Genomic DNA, 19,450 nt, shown 5'->3' with positions numbered 1-19,450 from the left:
AGCTGTGGATAACTCTGTGGACCGGTGAAGCGGCCGGGCGCTGCCCGGCCGCTCCGCCACGGTCTGTCAGATGTCCAGGAACCGGACGTCCTTGGCGTTGCGCTGGATGAACGACCGGCGGGCTTCGACGTCCTCACCCATCAGCACGCTGAACAACTCGTCGGCGGTTGCCGCGTCGTCGAGAGTGACCTGACGCAGGGTACGCGTCGCCGGGTTCATCGTGGTTTCCCACAGCTCGGGATAGTTCATCTCGCCGAGGCCCTTGAAGCGCTGGATGTCGTCCGGCTTGGCGTTCGGCTTCTTCTGCTGGCGCAGCGCGATCAGCCCGTCCCGCTCGCGGTCGGAGTAGGCGTACTGGGCGTCGTCGCCCTTCTTGTTCCACTTGATCTTGTAGAGCGGCGGGGCGGCCAGGTAGACGTTGCCCATCTCGACGAGCGGCCGCATGAAACGGAACAGCAGGGTGAGCAGCAGCGTCTGGATGTGCTGGCCGTCGACGTCGGCGTCGGCCATCAGCACCACCTTGTGGTAGCGCAGCTTCTCCATGTCGAAGTCGTCGTGGATGCCGGTGCCCAGCGCGGTGATCAGCGCCTGGACCTCGTTGTTCTTCAGGACCCGGTCGATCCGGGCCTTCTCCACGTTGAGGATCTTGCCGCGGATCGGCAGGATCGCCTGGGTCCGTGGGTCGCGACCCTGCTTGGCCGAGCCGCCGGCCGAGTCGCCCTCGACGATGAACACCTCGGACTCGCGCGGGTCGGTGGACTGGCAGTCGGCCAGCTTGCCCGGCATCGAGCCGGACTCCAGCAGCGACTTGCGCCGGGCCAGCTTGCGCGCCTGCTGCGCGGCGATCCGGGCGCGGGCCGCCTGGGAGGCCTTCGTGATGATCATCTTGGCCTCGGCCGGGTTGCGGTCGAACCAGTCGACAAGCCGGTCGTTGCAGACCCGCTGCACGAAGCTCTTCACCGGGGTGTTACCGAGCTTGGTCTTGGTCTGGCCCTCGAACTGCGGGTTGGCCAGCTTGACCGAGATGATCGCCGCGAGACCTTCGCGAATGTCCTCGCCGGAGAGCTTCTCGTCGCCCTTGAGCAGCTTCTTGTCGGTGCCGTACCGGTTGACCACGCTGGTCAGCGCGGACCGGAAGCCCTCCTCGTGGGTGCCGCCCTCGTGGGTGTTGATCGTGTTGGCGAAGGTGTAGACCGACTCGCCGTACGACTCGTTCCACTGCATGGCGATCTCGAGCGACATGCCCTCCTCCTCGGCGCCGAACTCGACCACGGTCTTGTGGATCGGGCTCTTCGAGGCGTTGAGGTGTCGGACGAAGTCGGCGATGCCGCCCTCGTAGTAGAAGGTGACCTCGCGCTGCCGGCCGTCCTCCTCCTCGGCCACCCGCTCGTCGAGCAGGTGGATGCGCAGGGCGCGGTTGAGGAAGGCCATCTCCTGTAGGCGTCGGTAGATGGTCTGGAAGTCGAAGTCGACGGTCTCGAACACGTCGGGGTCGGGCCAGAAGGAGACCGCCGAGCCGGTGCGGTCGGTGGCCTCGCCCTTCTCCAGTGGGCTCGGCTTGGAGTTGGTGTAGTGCTGCCGCCACACGGAACCGGACTTGTGGATCTCGACGAACATCTTGGTGGAGAGCGCGTTCACCACTGAGACACCGACGCCGTGCAGGCCGCCGGAGACCGCGTACGCCTTGCCGTCGAACTTGCCACCCGCGTGCAGGATGGTCAGCGCTACCTCGACGCCCGGCTTCTTGAGCTTCGGGTGGAGGTCGACGGGGAAACCTCGGCCGTTGTCGGTGACCCGGACGCCGCCGTCGGCGAGCAGCACCACGTCGATGGTGTCGCAGTATCCGGCGAGCGCCTCGTCGACAGCGTTGTCGACAACTTCCCAGACGAGGTGGTGCAGACCGCGCTCGCCGGTGGACCCGATGTACATACCGGGCCGCTTGCGGACCGCCTCCAGCCCCTCGAGAACGGTGATCGACTCTGCGCCGTACTCCTGCTTGTCCTGCGCTGCCACCTTCGGCCACTTTCTCGCGTCAGCCACGCCGGTAGGGCGCGTCGGGCGCGGGTTCGGCGGACAGGACGCGACGTCGGCGCGTGGACCGGTGCCGGAGACCTCCGGACAGCGGGTCGAACGCGCCGGTCGCCGCGGTTGCCCGCGGATCGCGATCGGCTCGACCCGACGTGGAGAATGAATCCGGGGCCATCGGCCCCGTCGCTCTCCCACACCGGGTCTTCGTCTCGCTGTCAATCCTACTGTGCGCGGGGGACAGAACCACCACTCGGCACCCTCAGAGAGGCGGCTGAGAAGTCCGTAGCCGGCAGAACCCCGTTGCCCGCGACTCCCCCCACACGCCAGGGTCCGATCGCACGCGCCGCCCCCGGACGGGTTGACCCGCGCTCGGGCGGGTCGGGGGTCGCGGCCGAAGCCTCTGTGCCGTACGTTTGCGGCGCTCCGGAACCAGGCTTGATCTTTACCGGCCGGAACCGGGACGATCGACTCGATCGACCCGACACGTGCTCTTGAAGAGGTGACAGATGGGGCTGGACAACGTCGCGGTGCACTGGCCGCGGACCGGCCGCTTCTACGATCCGGTCGCGCCGGCCGAGTTCGTCGACTTCGGCGAGATCGTCGACGTGCCGCGCATCTCCGCGCCGACGGCGGCGCTGGCCGAGTTGATCGCGAAGACCGGCACCATCCGGGCGACCGCGTACACCGAGTTGGTGGATCTCCTCCTCGGCCTCGAAGGTGTGTTGTACGCCACAGATGCCGCGGCCGAGGACGAGGACCCGGTGATCGACCCGGACGGCTGCTCCTGGATCGCCAGTGGGATCGAGCGGTTCGTGGCCGGGCACCGCGCCTACGGCGAGGCGGTGACCTTCGAGTCGGTGAGCACTGTGCTGCGCTCGTTGCTCGGCGACGGCAGGTTGGCCGAGCAGCAACTGCGGTGGCTGGAGAGCCGGCTCGACGCGCTGCGCGACGAGCGTGGCGATCCGCCGCAGTGGAACTTCACCTGCGCCGAGCTGGGCGTGCTGGCGGCGTTCTACCGGCGCTGCGCCGAGCGCGGCTTCGCCGTCTACGCCGACGCCTGACCCGCCGACGCTCAACCCGCCGCGCCGGTCTCCGCCGCGGTCTGGTCGCTGCCCGGTCGGTTGGCTGCGGCGATCACCTGGGTGAGCACGGCGTGCAGGTGTTGCAGGTCGGCGAGGGGCAGCCCGAGTCGCCGCACGATCGCGGCCGGGATCAGCTCCGCCTGGCTACGCAGCGCGGCGCCGCTGGCGGTGAGGGTGACGGCGAGGCTGCGCTCGTCGCCGGGGTCGCGTTCCCGGCGCAGGTAGCCGGCGGCTTCGAGTCGCTTGAGCAGGGGTGAGAGCGTCCCCGGGTCGAGCTGCAACAGGCGGCTGAGGTCACGGCCGGACAGCGGCGCGTGCTGCCAGAGCGCCAACATCACCAGGTACTGCGGATGGGTCAGCCCCATGGGTTCGAGGAGTGGCCGGTAGACGGCCACCACGCTGCGCGCGGCCACCGAGAGAGCGAAGCAGACCTGCTGCTCCAACGCCAACGGGTCGACGCGATCCGGTCGTTCGGTCATCGGTTGCCCTTACCAAGCACGGTGACTACTCTACCGATCATTGGTACACCAACCATTGGTGCCCCAATCGCTCGCTCGTTCGGCGGGCGGACGACACGCGGCGAAAGAGGGCGGCAGATGAGTGCGGACGGCGCGACCACCAGGGCCCCGGGCGAGGGCGGCCGACTCCTGAGCTGGGCGTTCCGGCACCTCGCCGGCCCGGCTGAGGGTGTCAGGGGTGCGGTGCAGGGCGGTTCGGCCGAGGCCCGCGAGGCGTGGAAACGCGACCTGGCCGAGCGCAAGCGCTTCACCCGGGAGCAGCGGGAACGCAAGCGAGCGGCCCGCGAGGCCGACCGGCGGCGCTGAGGGGCCGACTCAGCCGTACGTGTCGCGCGGGCCCCGGCCGCGTACCCGGCGTGGCCCCTTCCCCCAGGACGGCGCGGCCGGGCCGTGGATGTGCAGCTTGCGCACCACGTTGTGGCCGACCTCGCTGGCGATCTGCTTGAGCAGCGAGCCGGCGAGCAGGCGCAGTTGGGTCGCCCAGGCCGTCGAACGTGCCTCCACGGTCAACTCGCCGTTCTCCAGCTTGACCGGGCGGCTGTTCTGCGCGACCTCCACGCCGACGACGCGCTCCCAGGCGCCGAACACTGTCGCCTCGGCCGCCGGCTGCTGCCAGCCACGCGCCTTCACCAGCCGGTTGAGCACGGCACTGAGCGGCTGCGGGTCGCGCGGGTCGGGGCCCGGACCGGAGTAGCCACGCAGCCGCCGCCCCGATCCGCCGGCCGCGTCGCCACCGGCGCCACCCGGGGCACGTCGGGCGCGGGCCGCCGCCTGCCGCCGGGACAACGCCGCGTCGAGCACCGCCCGCGCCAGTTCCGGTCCGGCGGGCGCCGACTCAGCGCCGGTCGCTTCCGACCCGGGGGTACGCGCGGCAGCGGCGTCACCTCCGCCGGTCTCGGGTCGTTTGGGGCGTGGCTCATCCGACACGGCGTACCGTCCCTTCGCCGACCTGGTAGCGGGTGCCGCGCAGCGCCGCCGGCACGTCGTCGTCCACCGCGCAGGTGACAAGCAGTTGACTCGCTCCGCCGACCAGCTCCGCCAGGCGCTCCCGGCGGCCGGTGTCCAACTCGGCGAAGACGTCGTCGAGCACCAGCACCGGCTCGATGCCGTCGGCGCGCAGCAGATCGTAACCGGCCAGCCGCAACGCGAGCGCGAACGACCACGACTCGCCGTGGCTGGCGTACCCCTTGGCGGGCAGTGGCCCGAGGGTCAGCGCCAGTTCGTCGCGGTGCGGGCCGACCAGGGTGGTGCCCCGTTCGATCTCGGCGGAGCGGGACGCCGCCAGGGCCGCCGTCAGTGCCTCGGCAAGTGTGGCCCGGTCGGTGGTCGGCTCGGCCAGCTCGATCGAGGGTCGGTAGGCGATGCTCGCCGCGCCCCGACCGGCGGCCACCGCGTCGTAGGCCTTGGCGACGTGCGGGGTGAGCGCGGCCACCAGTTCCAGGCGGCCGGCGAGCAGCTCCGCGCCGTGCTGGGCCAGGTGGGTGTCCCAGACGGCGAGGGTGCCGAGGTCGCCGCCGCGCGATCCGCCGGTCTTGCGTGCCAGGTACGCGGTGCGCAGCAGGGCGTTGCGTTGCTTGACCACCCGCTCGTAGTCGGCCCGCACACCCGCGAACCGGGGCTGCCGGTTGACCAGCAGGTCGTCCAGGTAGCGGCGGCGTTCGGACGGGTCGCCCCGGACCAGTTCGAGGTCCTCCGGGGCGAAGAGCACGAGTCGCAGGGCGCCGAGGACGTCCCGGGCCCGCCGCGCCGGTGAGCGGCCCAGCCGGGCACGGTTGGCCTTGCCGGGCACGATCTCCAGCTCGACAAGGAGTTCCCGGCCGTCGTGCACCACGGCGCAGCGGATCACCGCTGCGGTGGCGCCCATCCGCACCAGTGGCGCGTCGGTGGCGACCCGGTGTGAGTCCAGGGTCGCCACATAGCCCAACGCCTCGACGAGGTTGGTCTTGCCGACGCCGTTGGCGCCGGTCAGGACGTTCGCCCCCGGCTGGAGGTCGACGGCCACCCGCTCGTACGAGCGGAAGTCGACAAGTTCCAGTCGGTGGACGTACACAGGGTGGGGATACCGCTCAGCGCTTGTGGACGGCGTGGCCACCGAACTGCTGGCGCAGCGCGGAGACGGCCTTCATGGCGGGTGAGTCGTCGTCCTGCCGCGAATTGAACCGGGCGAACAGCGAGGCGGTGATGACGTTGAGCGGCACCGCCAGCCGGACCGCCTCGTCGACGGTCCAGCGGCCCTCGCCGGTGTCCTCGGTGTAGGCGCTGAGGTCAGCCAGCTCCGGGTCCTCGTCGAGCGCCCGGTCGAGCAGGTCGAGCAGCCAGGAACGGACGACGGTGCCCTCGCGCCAGGACTTGATGACCCCGGGCACGTTCGTCACCAACTCGGAGGCCGTCATCAGCTCGTAGCCCTCGGCGTAGGCGTGCATGAGGCCGTACTCGATGCCGTTGTGCACCATCTTCGAGTAGTGCCCGGCACCTACCGGCCCGGCGTGCACGAAGCCGAACTCGCCCTCCGGCTTGAGCGCGTTGAAGATCGGCATCAGCCGGTCGACGTGCTCCTGGGAGCCGCCGACCATCAGCCCGTAGCCGTTCTGCCGGCCCCAGACGCCACCGGAGACGCCGACGTCGAGGTAGCCGATGCCCAACTCGTTGAGCCGCTCGGCCCGGGGCGCGTCGTCGCTGAAGCGGGAGTTGCCGCCGTCGATGATGATGTCGCCCTCGCCGAGCACCTCGGCGAGGGAGTCGATGGTGGCGTCGGTGACACCGGCGGGCACCATGACCCAGACCACGCGTGGCGAGTCGAGCTTCTCTGCCAGGCCCGCGATGGTCGGGACGTCGCTCAGCTGCGCGTTGTGGTCGAAACCGACAACGTCGTGACCGGCGGCGCGCAACCGCTCCCGCATGTTGCCGCCCATCCGGCCGAGTCCTACAAGGCCGAGCTGCATGTGTTTCTACCTCCGTGGATCTGGGTGTTGCTGGGCGCGATCAGCGCGAGACGCGGATCGGCATGATGAGGTACCGGTACCCCGGAATTACCTCTCCATCCTCGCCGGCGGGTGAGATCACCGCGGGCTTGAAGGCGTCGACGAACGAGAGCACAGCGGTCTGGGACCCCAGGTTGGCCAGGCCGTCGATGAGGTACTGCGGGTTGAAGCCGATGGTCAGCGCGTCGCCGGTGAAGGTGGCCTCCATGGCCTCGCTGGCCCGCGCCTCCTCGGAACCGCCGGCCTCGACCACCAGGCCGTCGGCGCTGAAGCTCAACAGCACCGGAGTGGCCCGCTCGGCGACCAACGCGACCCGCTTGACCACCTCGATCAGGGTGCTGACCGGCACCCGGGCGGCGGCGTTGTGGGTGGCCGGGAAGAGCGAACGCACCGGCGGGTAGTTGGCGCCGTCGAGCAGGCGGCTGGTGGTGCGCCGGGTGCCGCCGGCCAGGCCGACCATGCCCTCACCGGCAGCGCCCTGGGCGAGGGCGAGCGTGACCTCGCCGCCCAGCGGCCCGAGGGCCTTGGCGGTGTCGTTCAGGGTGCGGGCGGGCACCAGGGCGTTGATGCTGACCTCGGGGTCGTCCGGCTGCCACTGGATCTCGCGCAGCGCCAGCCGGTATCGGTCGGTGGCGAGCATCGACAGCGTGTTGCCGGACAGCTCGACGCGGACGCCGGTCATCATCGGCAGCGTCTCGTCCCGGCCGGCGGCGATGGCCACCTGGGAGACCGCTGTGGCGAACGCGGCGGCGTCGACAGTGCCGGCGCTCTGCGGCATCTCGGGCAGCGCGGGATAGTCCTCCACCGGCATGGTGGGCAGGGTGAACCGGGCGCTGCCGCAGACCAACTCGAGGTGGGCGCCGACCGCGGCGATGTCGACAGGCTTGGCCGGCAACGCCTTGGTGATCTCGGCGAGCAGGCGGCCGGAGACGAGCGCGGCGCCGTCGGCGTCGCCCTGCACCTCGACTGTCACCTGGCTGGAGACCTCGTAGTCGAACCCGGAAACCCGCAGGTTGCCGTCGGTGACCCGGAGCATCACCCCGGCGAGCACCGGGACGGATGGCCGGTTGGGCAGGCTCTTCGCGGTCCACGCCACGGCCTCGGCGAGCGCGTCGCGCTCCACTCGGAACTTCATCAATGCCTCCGCGTCGACGTCAGCGACAACTCTCTCATGCCGACCGCTGCCTACCGTCCCGCCCGACCGTGCGGGTACCCATCGCACCTTAGGGCGCGTGGGTATCGGCTGTGCGCCCGGCCCCATGGTTTGTGTCGGTGCTGACCGGGTGATCCGGCAGCGTTCAGCACGATCCACAGAAAGCCCAACGGTGATGATTGGTTTTTGTTCTCTTAGAAGAGATAACTCATCGTCTTCATCGCACCTGTGCAAACTGTGGATAACCCGAGTTTTCCCTGGTCAGACAGGTTATCTACAGGTGATTTAGCTGTGGAGAACCAGGGGTACAACCGGCTCGCCTGTCCACAGCCCGGTCTCGGCGCTCGGTTGTCCACCGTTGTCCACCGGTTGTCCACCGGTAATCCACCGACTTTCTCCCCAAGCCTGTGGACGACGATGAAGATCACCATTGCCGTCATCCCCAGAACCTTCAACAGCTCGTACACAGGGCGACGGTCGTCGGTGGATAACGTGACGGTTGTCCCCAGGCGTCCACAGCTCCGTACACAGGGTTTCTCCACAGCCTGTGGGTAACCGGCGAAGGACGGACCGTAGTTATCCACCGACGGTGGACAACGAGCTGTGGACAACGAGTGGGAGTCGAGGCGGTCACGGCCTTCATGCTGTGGCCTACACCATGTCGAGAGTCCAGTCGGAGAGCCGAAAAACGCCCGACCGGAGATCCGGACGGGCGTTTCCTGGGCGGCGTGCCGCCGCGACGGCGGCGTACGCCTCAGCTGTTCTGCTTGATCCGGTTGGTCAGCTCGGCGATCTGGTTGTAGAGCGAGCGGCGTTCCGCCATCTGCTGCCGGATCTTCCGGTCGGCGTGCATCACAGTGGTGTGGTCCCGGCCACCGAAGGCCTGCCCGATCCGGGGCAGCGACAGCTCGGTCAGCTCCCGACACAGGTACATGGCCACCTGCCGGGCGTTGACGAGCACCCGGGACCTGGACTGACCGCGCAGATCCTCCAGGCTCACACCGAAGTAGTCGGCGGTCGAGGCCATGATCTGGTCGGCGTTGATCTCCGGCCCGGCGCCGTCGGGCATGAAGTCCCGAAGCACCTCCTCGGCCAGCGACAGCTCGACTGTCGACCGGGTCAGGCTGGCGAACGCCGTCACCCGGATCAGCGCACCCTCCAACTCGCGGATCGAGTTCGACACCCGGGACGCGATGAACTCCAACACGTCCGGCGGGGCGTACATCCGCTCCTGCGCCGCCTTCTTCTGGAGGATCGCGATCCGGGTCTCCAGATCCGGTGGCTGGATGTCGGCCAGCAGCCCCCACTCGAACCGGGTACGCATCCGGTCCTCCAGGGTGGCGAGCTGACGCGGCGACCGGTCCGAGGTGATCACGATCTGCTTGTTGGCGTTGTGCAGGGTGTTGAAGGTGTGGAAGAACTCCTCCTGCGTACGCTCGCGGTTCTCCAGGAACTGGATGTCGTCGATCAGCAGGATGTCGACGTCGCGGTAGCGCCGCTGGAACGCGCTTGTCTTGTCGTCCCGGAGCGAGTTGATGAAGTCGTTGGTGAACTCCTCGGTCGAGACGTACCGGACCGAGCGGGCGTTGCCGAGTGTCGTGGCGTAGTGCCCGATGGCGTGCAGCAGGTGCGTCTTGCCCAACCCGGAGTGCCCGTAGATGAACAGCGGGTTGTACGCCTTCGCCGGTGACTCCGCCACCGCCACGCTCGCCGCGTGGGCGAACCGGTTGGACGAGCCGATGACGAACGTCTCGAACATGTACTTCGGGTTGAGGCGGTTGCCGCCGGTGTCGGCGCCGGGCAGTCGGCGATCGTCGCGGCCACCAGCGCGGTGGTCGACCCCGCTGCGACCCGGGCCGCTGTCCGTTCCGCTGTCGCGGGGCATCGCGCGGATCACGTGTTGGTCGCGCGGCGATCCCGAATCTTCCCGGTAGCGCGGCTCGTAGGGCCGGGTGTCCGGGCCCTGCGGGTCGAGGCGGGCGGCCTGCTCGTCGTAGCCGCGACGGTCCGGCCCGGGGCGCGACGGCCGCATCGGTTCGGCGAACGCGGCGCTGAACAGCGCCTCCTGCCCGTCTCGGCTGGCGGGGATCATCCCGGGGCGATGCGTGTCGACGCTCGGCGCGAGCGGCGGACCCGCCGGTGCGGGTGGCGCGACCGGCTCGGACGTCCGCGGCGCGTGGGTCTGCTCGGGGATCATCGTGTCGCCGTGCGCTCGTGCGCCGTGGTCGTCGAAGGGTGCGGCGGCCGGACCCTCGATGTCGAGCGGCCCGATCTCCGGGGCGCTGCGGTAGACGGTGCCGGCCGGTCGGCCCGTGGCGTCCTCGGCCACGCGCACGGTGACCGCGACCTGGATCGGACGACCGAGCCGGCGGGTGAGCGCCTCGGTGATCGCCGGGCGCAGCCGTGACTCGATGACGTCGCGGGTGAACGCGTCCGGCACGGAGAGCAGCGCGGTGTCCTCGACGATCGCCCGCAGCCGGGTCAGTCGGAGATAGGCACGCTGCTGGGCAGAGATGATCTCGTCGGCTAGCTCGTCGGTCGCCGCTAACCACACTGCGGCAAGGTCGGTCGTACCGGCCACCGTCGTGCCACCCCCTCGCCTCTGCTCCCGGCCGCCGCTGTCTGCCAGCCGGCCATCCCGGGCCCGCCGCGTTCGCGGGTGGAACAACACCCCACCCGGACGGTCGACCGGTGGTCATCCACAAGTTATCCACAGCCTGTGTACCGACCGATTGTGGCCGCCACCGGACGCGGGTGGGACCTGCCCCTGCCTGACCGGGCGTTGAAGCGGGTTCACCGTGCCGAACGATTCACTACCTTGTCCGGTCTTGCCTGCGCGACGACCGGAGCTTCCGACGCTCACCGCAATCGGGCACGGTAACAGCGTTGTCCCTGCGCCATCAACCGGCGACGCGGTGACGGCCTTGTCGGCATCAGCGAAAACCACCCTTCGGCCCCGGGCGCGTCCTGTTGCGCGCACCTCGGGGTGTTTGACGGCCATTGCCCCCCTGCGTAGGCTGGAACGGCTGCTTTCTCGCCCTCTGCTAGGGTGATGGGTGCTTGCTGTCCGCGGTCGCATCCCCGCGTCGTCGAGGTCCCGCACCACCGGACAGCACCGATCGGGGGCCACCGTCGAGGTGGCCTGGACCACCACACGACCCCGGCGATCCCGTCGCGCGGGGCGCGTACGAAAACGGAGAGCCTGACGTGAGCAAGCGCACCTACCAGCCGAACAACCGCCGGCGCGCGAAGACCCACGGCTTCCGGCTGCGCATGCGCACCCGTGCCGGCCGTGCCATCCTGTCGAGCCGTCGCGCCAAGGGTCGCACCACCCTGTCGGCCTGAGCCGACCGGGCCGGTCAGGGGACGTGGGCAGTCGTGCTGGCCGCCGCGCAACGACTGCGGCGCAGCACTGACTTCGCCGCGGCGGTTCGCGGTGGCCGACGCGTCGGACGTGGCGCCGTCGTGGTCCACCTGACAGTGCCGGTGAGCGCCGACCCCAACCTTTCGACCTCGTCGGAGCCGGTGCGGGACGACAGTGCGGAGCAGTCACCCGTGCCGTCCCGCGCCGGCTTCGTCGTCTCCAAGGCTGTCGGCAACGCGGTGATCCGTAACCGGGTCAAGCGTCGGCTGCGGGCACTGGTCCAGGACCGGTTGCCCGGCCTGCCCGCCGGCAGCACGCTTGTCGTCCGGGCGCTGCCCGCAGCGGCGGAGGCGTCATATCCGCGCCTCGCCACCGACCTGGATGCCGCCATCGCGGTCGCCCGGTCGCCCCGCGAGCGGCGGTCCCGATGACCGGTGCCGAGAAGACCAGTCCACGTGCGTCGACAACCGGTGCCAAGGTGCTGATCGCGCCCATCATCGCGTACCGTCGGTGGATAAGTCCGGCGCTGCCGGCCCGCTGTCGGTTCTACCCGTCGTGCAGTGCGTACGCCCAGGAGGCGGTCGCTCGGCACGGCGCGCTCCGGGGAGCCGCGCTGGCGGTCCGGCGGCTGTTGCGCTGCCACCCCTTCCACCCTGGTGGGTATGACCCGGTGCCGGAGCCGGGCGGCCGCCGTCGTGCTGATGTGACTGGAGCCTGAGAGTGGACTTTAGCCTCGACTGGATCTACTACGCGATCTCGTGGATCCTGCTGACCTGGCACTCCGCCTGGGACGCCATCGGGGTGCCGGTTGGTGCGGTGATCGGCACCAACTTCGCCTGGATCCTGTCCATCATCTTCCTGGTGGTCACCGTCCGCGTGATCCTGTTCCCGGTCTTCGTCAAGCAGATCAAGTCCCAGCGGGCGATGCAGGCGCTCCAGCCCAAGGTCAAGGAGCTTCAGGAGAAGCACAAGGGTGACCGGGAGACGCTCCAGAAAGAAATGATGGAGCTCTACAAGAAGGAGAAGGCCAACCCGCTGATGGGTTGCCTTCCGATGTTCCTTCAGATCCCGGTCTTCCTGGGGCTCTTCCACACGTTGAAGCGGCTGGACCCGGCAAACCAGGGCAAGACCCTGTACGGGTGGAGCGTCGACCAGTTCGAGAGCGCCTCGCAGGCGAAGCTCTTCACCGCCCCGATCGCCGGCAAGTTCGGCTCGACGGCCGACGAGCTGGCCCGCCTCGGCGCCACCGGCAGCACCGTCAAGATCATTGCTGGCATCCTGGTTCTGGTCATGATCGCGACCACCTACCTGACCAGCCGTCAGATGATCCTCAAGACCGGTTGGGCGGAGGACCCGCAGCAGCGGATGATCCAGCGGCTGATGCTCTACGGCATCCCGGCGTCGCTGCTGATCTCCGGCGCGATCTTCCCGATCGGCGTCATCATCTACTGGGTCACCAACAACCTCTTCACCCTCGGCCAGCAGCAGTGGGTGCTGCGGAAGTTCCCGCCGCCGGTGACCGCCAAGAAGGCCGTCGCCCCCGCCGCCAACCGCAACCCGGTGCAGCCCGCCAAGTCCGGTGGCCTGTTCGGTCGCGGCAAGGCGGCCCCCCCGGCGCCGGTCAAGGCGACCGCGCCCAAGGTGGCCGGGCCGAAGCCCGGGGCCAAGCCGGCGAACAACCCGAAGAAGAGCCGTCCCGCCAAGCGGCAGGGCTGACCCGCACGGGCCGTCGCCGGGTGACCGGTGGCGGCCCGTCCCGCACCGTGCAGCCGCCGTCCGGTGGCGCCGAGCGGAACTGACCGCGCACCAGGCGGCCACGGGCGACACTGCCCGTACAGACGTGCCCGCGGGCACCGGCGACCTCCCGCCGGCCCCGGGAAACCAGTCGGACCCGACGGTCCGGCCGAGCGAGTACGGAGATGAGACCGTGACCGAGACCAGCATCCCCCGCACCGAGCAGCCCCTGGACGAGGAGGAGACCGCGACGCTCGCGGTGGACGGCGACGACGCCGAGACCGACGAGGACAGCGCGACCGACGAGGGCACCGATACCGTCGCAGCTGGCGGCCGAGCGAAGAAGGCCGTGAGCGAGGGCGACCTCTTCCAGCAGAGCGAGATCGCCGCCGACTACGTCGAAGGGCTGCTCGACATCCTCGACTACGACGGTGACATCGAGGAGTTGGTCGCCGCCGGACGACCCATGGTCGAGGTGGTCGGCGATCGCTTGCAAAACCTGGTCGGTCAGCGCGGAGCCACCCTGGAAGCGCTCCAGGAGCTGACCCGCCTCGCCGTGTTCCGGCAGACCGGCACGCCGAGCCGCCTGCTGCTCGACGTCGGCGGCTACCGGGCGAACCGCCGCAAGGAACTCGCCGCGGTCGCCAAGAACGCCGTCGAGAAGGTCAAGGAGTACGGCGAGCCGGTCCGCCTGGAGGCGATGTCCGCGTTCGAGCGTAAGTGTGTGCACGACGTGGTCAACGCCATGTCCGGTGTGGTGAGCGAGTCCGAGGGCGTGGAGCCGGCCCGGCGCATCGTCGTACGGCCGGCGGACTGACCGGGTGACCCACCACGACAGCACGGCCGACGCCGTGACCGGCCCGGGCGGCACACCGCTCGGGCCGTCCGCTGTCCAGCCCGCCGGGGCTGGCGCCGAACCGGCCGAGCGCGGCACCGCCCCGTCACCAGAGGACGCGGCGCTGCCGCCCGAGCTGGCCCCGGCCGCGCTGACCCTCTTCGGCGACCGTCTCGACCTGGCCGCCGCGTACGCCGAGTTGTTGATCACCGACGGGGTGGTTCGCGGCCTGATCGGCCCCCGCGAGGCACCTCGCATCTGGGATCGGCACCTCCTCAACTGCGCGGCGGTCGCCGAGCGGATCCCGTCCGGCGCGACAGTCCTCGACGTCGGCTCCGGAGCCGGTCTGCCAGGTCTCGTCCTGGCCATCGCGCGCCCCGATCTCACTGTCACCCTGATCGAGCCTCTGGCACGACGCACGTCGTTCCTGATCGAGGTCGTCGAGCGGCTCGGCCTGGCCAAGTCGGTGCGGGTGTTTCGTGGGCGGGCCGACGAGGCGGCCACCGGTTCGAATGCTCGGGACCCGATCAGCGGAGACGTGGTCACTGCCCGCGCCGTCGCGCCACTGGATCGCCTGGCCGGCTGGAGTTTCCCCCTGGCGGTCCGTGGCGGCCGGCTGCTGGCGCTGAAGGGTTCGTCCGCGGCCACGGAGATCGAGGAGCACGCCGAGGTGGTGGCACGACTCGGTGGCGGGGAGCCCACCCTGCACCTCTGTGGGACCGGGGTGATCGACCCACCCACCACAGTCGTGGAGATCGTGCGTGAGCGGATGGTCGGCCCGGCCCGCGCGGCGGCCAACAAACGCTCCCGCAATGGCCGGACCCGCCGACACTGACACTTCGTGTCATCGGGCTTCCGGCCGGTGGGTTGCCTCGTTGAACCGGTACGGATGGACGAGGGGATTGAGAACCCGACGTGGACCGGCCGCGCCCGTCCGCCGTAGGCTGACCGCGCGTCGATAGTGTGAAGCGGGCGACGGACGTCGCGGGGTCTCCGACCGCTCCCGAGGGCCGTACGCTCCGGGTTGCGAGCGTGGTGTGGCCAAGTTGACCGGGGCGCGGACCGACCATCCGAAGCGGGCAGGGATGACAGGTGCATGACGACGGCAGGTACGACGATCCACGCGTGACCGGGTCGACAGGCGATCCCGTTTCACGTGAAACCGACTACCCGAGCTGGTCGCCCGGAACGACCGGGCCTGCGGACGGCGATCCGTCGTTGTTCGGCGGAGAACCAGCGGACCCACCGACCGAGCCCGAAGTGGGCGACCCGGCGGGTGTTCGCCGAGCACCCGAAGGGCTGAGCCGACCGGCGAATGTCGTCGAGGTGCGGCAGACGTCCGGCCGGCGCAACACCGCTCGTGCGGTTCGCTACGAGCCGGCGGTCCCGCACCAACCCGCCGCGGCGGCGGTACGGGACGCCGCGCCGGTGATCGCCGACGCGCCGGTCGCTTCGACCGACTCGTTGGCTGCCGTGGCAACCGACCCCACGTACGTTTCACGTGAAACCCCGACGCGCGAAGAGGATGACCCACCGTTGGCTATGGAGGCGATGCGCGCCGTGCAGATCCTGAATCCCAGTGGCGAGGTGACAATGCCTCGGCCGGACCGGACCCGGGTCATGTGCGTCGCCAACCAGAAGGGCGGCGTGGGCAAGACCACGACTACCGTCAACCTTGCAGTGGCGCTCGCCCTGCACGGCAACCGGGTGCTCGTGGTGGACCTCGATCCGCAGGGCAATGCCTCGACCGGGCTCAACGTCCCGCACCACACCGGCATCCCGGACGTCTACGACTGTCTGATCAACAGCGTGCCCCTGGCCGAGGTGGCGCAGGCGGTCGAGGGCATCCCCAACCTCTGGTGCGTACCCGCGACCATCGACCTGGCCGGCGCCGAGATCGAACTCGTGTCGGTCGTGGCCCGGGAGTCCCGCCTGGACCGGGCCATCGCCGCCTACCCGGGCGAGTTCGACTACGTCTTCATCGACTGCCCGCCGTCGCTCGGTCTGCTCACTGTCAACGCCCTCGTTGCCGCGCAGGAGGTGCTGATCCCGATCCAGTGCGAGTACTACGCCCTGGAAGGGCTCAACCAGCTGATCAACAACATCAACCTGGTGCGCCAACACCTCAACCCGAAGCTTGATGTCTCCACCATCCTCCTGACGATGTACGACAGGCGTACCCGGTTGGCTGACGCCGTCGAGCAGGACGTCCGGAATCACTTCGGCGACAAGGTTCTCCAGGCGGTCATCCCCCGCAACGTCCGGGTCTCCGAGGCTCCCAGCTACGGCCAGTCGGTGATGACCTACGATCCCGGATCGCGGGGAGCCACGAGTTACTTCGAGGCCGCCCAGGAGATCGCCGAGCGAGGCGTCAAGGAGCCGGTGGGTCGGAATGCGTAGTGCGGACGAGTCGCTGGGAGGCGAGGCATGAAGAACCGTCCTCGGGGCGGTCTGGGTAGGGGCCTGGGGGCGCTGATCCCGACCGGACCGGCACCGGGTGCCGCCGACACCGCAACTGTGGAGCCGGAGAACGAGCACTCAGCCGAGGCCGACACCGCAGCCGCTCCGGCGGTCACCGCCAGGACACAGGTCCACGAGCCGGAGCCCGCGCTCAGCCCCGTACCCGGAGCACGATTCGCCGAGATCCCGGTCGACGCGATCATGCCCAACCCGAAGCAGCCCCGCCAGGTCTTCGACGAGGAGGCGCTGGAAGAGCTCAAGACCTCGATCCAGGAGGTCGGCTTCCTCCAGCCCATCGTCGTCCGGCAGCTCGACGACGAGAAGTACGAGCTGGTGATGGGCGAGCGGCGGTGGCGGGCCGCCCAAGCGGTGGGGCGGGACAGCATTCCCGCCATCATCCGGGACACCCGGGACGACGCGATGCTCCGCGACGCCCTCCTGGAGAACATCCACCGAGCCAATCTGAACCCTCTCGAAGAGGCCGCCGCCTACCAGCAACTGCTGGAGGAGTTCGGTGCCACCCACGAGGAGTTGGCCCGCAGGATCGGCCGGAGTCGCCCGCAGATCTCCAACACCATTCGGCTGCTGAACCTGCCGGCCCAGGTGCAGCGCCGAGTGGCTGCGGGGGTCCTGTCCGCGGGCCACGCCCGAGCCCTGCTGAGTCTCGACGAAACCGAGGCGCAGGAGCAGTTGGCGCTGCGGATCGTGGCCGAGGGCCTCTCGGTCCGGGCGACCGAGGAAATCGTCGCCCTGACGCTGAACGATGGGCCGGCGAAGGGGCAGGCCGCGAAGCGACGGCCCAAGGCGCACGCGCCGGCCCTGACCGATCTCGCCGACCGGCTGTCCGACCGGTTCGACACTCGGGTGAAGGTCGACATCGGCCGGAGCAAGGGGAAGATCACCATCGAGTTCGCCACGGTGGACGACCTTGAGCGGATCGTCGGGATCATCGGAGTGCAGCAGGAGGGGAGCGGGGACTGAGCCCGCCCTCCGCCCACGGCCGCGCCACCCATCCGGGTAGCGCGGCCGTTCTGCTTCCGGAATCCCCGTTTCACGTGAAACAGCTGTCGATCGCCGTAACCGGTGCCGGGGACTGTCGCGCTCGCGAGCCGCAGCGGCTCAGCCGGCCGGCGCCGCAACGCGTCGTGCCCTGGCGACGGGGCGCTGCGGTGGCCGCGACGGGGCACCCGCAATGATCGACTCACTTTTCATGAAGTCGCGGTGTCCGGCCCGGTGCGATGCACCGCTTTTCAGAAAACCGAGTCGATCACGACGCCCCGGGCCCCGTTTCACGTGAAACGGGGATCCTGCATCGGGTCGGACCGTTCGATCGCCCCCGGCGATGACCATGAGGCATCAGCCCGGCCGCTGAGTGGCCCGCTGCCGCTTCGTGTGCCACGGGGGCACCCTCCGGGTCGATCCGGAGGTTCTTCGACCTTGTCGACACGTACACAGCCCGGAGCCTCCTCGCCGCCGCCGTCGCCACCTGACGCTCGACAGCCGGCTCTCGTCATCCCCACCCGCTGTTCGGGGGTGGACCCGACGCGGAACCGCCGACAAGCGATCGGCACTGCCCACATCCCGCCAGCCGAGCCAGCCCTGGCCCTCAGCAACCCCAGCGCTCGTCGGAGCCACGGAGGCGTCCTCGTCTCGTCTCAGCGATCGCGTCGGCGCGGGGCCACACCTCGATGGCAGCGGCTCGCGTAGGCGTCCCTGAAGGGCGTTTCCATCGTCGTTGTTCGCCCGCCGGTCGGCGCGCGGCTGCTCCTCCCGGTCAGCGGCCTGCGCGACCGAGCCGGACAGGTCGGCCCCGCCCGGCCGGTGGCGTCGGCCCGTCACACCACGCGGTTCGGCGATCTTCCGACAACGACCCACCGGTGGAAAAGTTATCCACACCCGTTGTCCACAGGCACCCCCTGTTTCACGTGAAACAGCGCGTGGGAGCGGGTGTGAGCCTGTGGATGACGGCCTGTATTGGCGATCTCGGCAGCCTGTGGATATCGCTTCGCCGCGCTGTGGTGACGTGGCACACCTGATCGACGAAGAGCACTGATCCGGTCGGTCGGGAGGGGTCAAACGGGTAGGGACAGCGGTGCCAGACTCGGTTAGGGTCAGCGTCGTGCACGACACCCCTCCCTCAGTCCCGGACTTCACGCAGTGGCCCTCGTTCCCCTTCGAGGGGGACCTCCACGTGAAGCAACTCGATGATCCGGTCCCGGTCGAGCCACCCCGGAAGGGCGAGGGCCTCCGGGAATGCACTGCCTGCAACGCACCCGACGAGGCTTACATCTGGGTAGGCGAACGGTGGCGAGTCCGCGCCATGGACCGGCCCACCGGCCTGCCCATGGTGCTCATCCTGGAATCACGGACCCACCTCGACCTCGGTGACCTGCCGAACCTGCTGGCCGCCGAGTTGGGCGTGATGACCGTACGGCTGGAACGGGCCATCCGGTCACTCGACGGTGTGGCGCGGGTGCATGTCAACCGGTGGGGAGACGGCTCGGCTCACCTGCACATGTGGTTCCTCGCCCGGCCGTACGGCCGCCTCCAGTTGCGGGGCACCTTCCTGTCGCTGTGGGATTCGATCCTGCCGCCGATCTCCGAGGCACAGTGGCGGGAAAATCTGGCCCTCGTCGCCGCCTGGCTTGCCGAGTTCGGCGGTCGTCCGCTCGCTGAGCCACCCCGAATCCAGTGGCAGGCGCCGTCCAGCCTGCTGGCCCAGTCGGCTGCCGCGGATGCCGCTGCCGCTGCCGAGGCAGCCTCAACGGCGGCAGCCTCGGTCATTGAGGCCGCAGAGGAGACCGTGGAACCAGCGCCAGGCCCCGTCGTTACCGCCGGTCGGTCCGACGGCGACGGAGCACCCGCGGCGGATCCCCCCGTCGTGGACGCCGGCTCTCCGGCCGATGTCGCCGAGCCGACCGGCGGGACCACCCGATCGGTAACCGCCACCAACGAGGCAACTGACGCGGCCGCCGCCGCACCGTCCATCGCATCGGCGTCCGGTGCGCCGACAACCGCCGCCCCAGCAACCGCCGCCACTGGCGCTGCGGAGCCCCTCCACGGCGGACCCGCGGTTCTCGGTGGTGCCGCAGAGTTGCCCGGCCCGGCAGCCGACACCGATGACGAGGCCACGCCCGACACGGCCTTGTCTATCGCCAAGCAGGCCGTCCCGGACAACAACACCGCGTAGACCGGCACCGCGTAGACCGGCACCGCGTAGACCGGCACCGCGTAGACCGGCACCGCGTAGACCGGCACCGCGTAGACCGGCACCGCGTAGACCGGCACCGCGTAC

The 19,450-nt window shown here is 69.8% G+C and carries 18 protein-coding genes; 11 read left to right on the top strand and 7 right to left on the bottom strand.

Annotated elements, in window-relative coordinates; genetic code table 11:
* Positions 1-66 precede the first annotated feature (66 nt).
* Positions 67-2,013 (bottom strand): DNA topoisomerase (ATP-hydrolyzing) subunit B, encoded by a 1,947-nt coding sequence (gene gyrB, locus AB0A95_RS08825; protein ID WP_357555026.1) that lies wholly within the window; start codon positions 2,011-2,013, stop codon positions 67-69.
* A 521-nt stretch (positions 2,014-2,534) separates the two neighbouring features.
* Between gyrB and AB0A95_RS08820 the strand changes: the two genes are divergently transcribed.
* Complete coding sequence (locus AB0A95_RS08820; protein WP_357066163.1) at positions 2,535-3,089, top strand: hypothetical protein; 555 nt, start codon at positions 2,535-2,537, stop codon at positions 3,087-3,089.
* Between the two features lie 11 nt (positions 3,090-3,100).
* On the opposite strand, the gene AB0A95_RS08815 is transcribed toward AB0A95_RS08820, so the two are convergent.
* A complete protein-coding gene (locus AB0A95_RS08815; protein WP_357555025.1) occupies positions 3,101-3,589 on the bottom strand; it encodes a MarR family transcriptional regulator in 489 nt (162 codons plus the stop codon).
* A 117-nt stretch (positions 3,590-3,706) separates the two neighbouring features.
* Here AB0A95_RS08815 and AB0A95_RS08810 point away from each other — a divergent pair, with 117 nt between their 5' ends.
* On the top strand, positions 3,707-3,934 hold the full coding sequence (locus tag AB0A95_RS08810; RefSeq protein WP_357555024.1) for a hypothetical protein: 228 nt from the start codon (positions 3,707-3,709) through the stop codon (positions 3,932-3,934).
* Positions 3,935-3,943: 9 nt separating this feature from the next.
* On the opposite strand, the gene AB0A95_RS08805 is transcribed toward AB0A95_RS08810, so the two are convergent.
* The 5 genes from AB0A95_RS08805 to dnaA all read right to left on the bottom strand — a co-directional run bounded on the left by AB0A95_RS08805 (position 3,944) and on the right by dnaA (position 10,343).
* Positions 3,944-4,555, bottom strand: coding sequence for a DciA family protein (locus AB0A95_RS08805; RefSeq protein WP_357555023.1), 612 nt, complete (start codon positions 4,553-4,555; stop codon positions 3,944-3,946).
* Positions 4,545-5,678, bottom strand: a complete 1,134-nt coding sequence (gene recF / locus AB0A95_RS08800; protein ID WP_357555022.1) for a DNA replication/repair protein RecF — start codon at positions 5,676-5,678, stop codon at positions 4,545-4,547. The genes AB0A95_RS08805 and recF overlap by 11 nt, the downstream gene beginning before the upstream one ends.
* Before the next feature lie 16 nt (positions 5,679-5,694).
* On the bottom strand, positions 5,695-6,570 hold the full coding sequence (gnd, locus tag AB0A95_RS08795) for a phosphogluconate dehydrogenase (NAD(+)-dependent, decarboxylating) (protein ID WP_357555021.1): 876 nt from the start codon (positions 6,568-6,570) through the stop codon (positions 5,695-5,697).
* A gap of 40 nt (positions 6,571-6,610) precedes the next feature.
* Positions 6,611-7,744: a DNA polymerase III subunit beta gene (gene dnaN, locus AB0A95_RS08790; RefSeq protein ID WP_110564842.1), complete on the bottom strand. Its 1,134-nt coding sequence runs from the start codon at positions 7,742-7,744 to the stop codon at positions 6,611-6,613.
* A 772-nt stretch (positions 7,745-8,516) separates the two neighbouring features.
* The gene (dnaA, locus tag AB0A95_RS08785) at positions 8,517-10,343 is read right to left on the bottom strand and encodes a chromosomal replication initiator protein DnaA (protein WP_357555020.1); all 1,827 of its coding nucleotides are present in this window, start codon (positions 10,341-10,343) and stop codon (positions 8,517-8,519) included.
* 626 nt (positions 10,344-10,969) lie between these two features.
* Here dnaA and rpmH point away from each other — a divergent pair.
* The 9 genes from rpmH to AB0A95_RS08740 all read left to right on the top strand — a co-directional run bounded on the left by rpmH (position 10,970) and on the right by AB0A95_RS08740 (position 19,345).
* On the top strand, positions 10,970-11,107 hold the full coding sequence (gene rpmH, locus AB0A95_RS08780; RefSeq protein ID WP_007453904.1) for a 50S ribosomal protein L34: 138 nt from the start codon (positions 10,970-10,972) through the stop codon (positions 11,105-11,107).
* 33 nt (positions 11,108-11,140) lie between these two features.
* Positions 11,141-11,557 (top strand): ribonuclease P protein component, encoded by a 417-nt coding sequence (gene rnpA / locus AB0A95_RS08775; protein ID WP_357555019.1) that lies wholly within the window; start codon positions 11,141-11,143, stop codon positions 11,555-11,557.
* A complete protein-coding gene (gene yidD / locus AB0A95_RS08770; RefSeq protein ID WP_357242993.1) occupies positions 11,554-11,844 on the top strand; it encodes a membrane protein insertion efficiency factor YidD in 291 nt (96 codons plus the stop codon). The genes rnpA and yidD overlap by 4 nt, the downstream gene beginning before the upstream one ends.
* A 2-nt stretch (positions 11,845-11,846) precedes the next feature.
* Positions 11,847-12,842 (top strand): membrane protein insertase YidC, encoded by a 996-nt coding sequence (gene yidC / locus AB0A95_RS08765; protein WP_357555018.1) that lies wholly within the window; start codon positions 11,847-11,849, stop codon positions 12,840-12,842.
* A gap of 211 nt (positions 12,843-13,053) precedes the next feature.
* On the top strand, positions 13,054-13,677 hold the full coding sequence (locus AB0A95_RS08760) for a R3H domain-containing nucleic acid-binding protein (protein ID WP_357555017.1): 624 nt from the start codon (positions 13,054-13,056) through the stop codon (positions 13,675-13,677).
* 4 nt (positions 13,678-13,681) lie between these two features.
* Positions 13,682-14,530 (top strand): 16S rRNA (guanine(527)-N(7))-methyltransferase RsmG, encoded by an 849-nt coding sequence (gene rsmG / locus AB0A95_RS08755; protein ID WP_357555016.1) that lies wholly within the window; start codon positions 13,682-13,684, stop codon positions 14,528-14,530.
* A 257-nt stretch (positions 14,531-14,787) separates the two neighbouring features.
* Positions 14,788-16,095 (top strand): ParA family protein, encoded by a 1,308-nt coding sequence (locus AB0A95_RS08750; protein ID WP_357555015.1) that lies wholly within the window; start codon positions 14,788-14,790, stop codon positions 16,093-16,095.
* A gap of 27 nt (positions 16,096-16,122) precedes the next feature.
* Entirely contained in the window at positions 16,123-17,136 is a 1,014-nt protein-coding gene (locus AB0A95_RS08745) for a ParB/RepB/Spo0J family partition protein (protein ID WP_357555014.1), read from the top strand.
* Positions 17,137-18,499: 1,363 nt separating this feature from the next.
* Positions 18,500-19,345: a hypothetical protein gene (locus tag AB0A95_RS08740; RefSeq protein WP_357555180.1), complete on the top strand. Its 846-nt coding sequence runs from the start codon at positions 18,500-18,502 to the stop codon at positions 19,343-19,345.
* Positions 19,346-19,450 lie beyond the last annotated feature (105 nt).

It is taken from the genome of Micromonospora sp. NPDC049230 (genome assembly GCF_040647875.1).
Lineage (GTDB): Bacteria > Actinomycetota > Actinomycetes > Mycobacteriales > Micromonosporaceae > Micromonospora.
This window is presented reverse-complemented; position numbering and strand designations above follow the sequence as displayed.

Excerpts from the sequence above, each read along its gene's own strand:
- AB0A95_RS08815 (WP_357555025.1), bottom strand. The coding sequence starts at position 3,589 with ATGACCGAACGACCGGATCGCGTCGACCCGTTGGCGTTGGAGCAGCAG.
- yidD (WP_357242993.1), top strand. The coding sequence starts at position 11,554 with ATGACCGGTGCCGAGAAGACCAGTCCACGTGCGTCGACAACCGGTGCC.
- AB0A95_RS08745 (WP_357555014.1), top strand. The coding sequence starts at position 16,123 with ATGAAGAACCGTCCTCGGGGCGGTCTGGGTAGGGGCCTGGGGGCGCTG.
- gnd (WP_357555021.1), bottom strand. The coding sequence starts at position 6,570 with ATGCAGCTCGGCCTTGTAGGACTCGGCCGGATGGGCGGCAACATGCGG.
- AB0A95_RS08820 (WP_357066163.1), top strand. The coding sequence starts at position 2,535 with ATGGGGCTGGACAACGTCGCGGTGCACTGGCCGCGGACCGGCCGCTTC.
- dnaN (WP_110564842.1), bottom strand. The coding sequence starts at position 7,744 with ATGAAGTTCCGAGTGGAGCGCGACGCGCTCGCCGAGGCCGTGGCGTGG.
- AB0A95_RS08810 (WP_357555024.1), top strand. The coding sequence starts at position 3,707 with ATGAGTGCGGACGGCGCGACCACCAGGGCCCCGGGCGAGGGCGGCCGA.
- AB0A95_RS08740 (WP_357555180.1), top strand. The coding sequence starts at position 18,500 with ATGGTGCTCATCCTGGAATCACGGACCCACCTCGACCTCGGTGACCTG.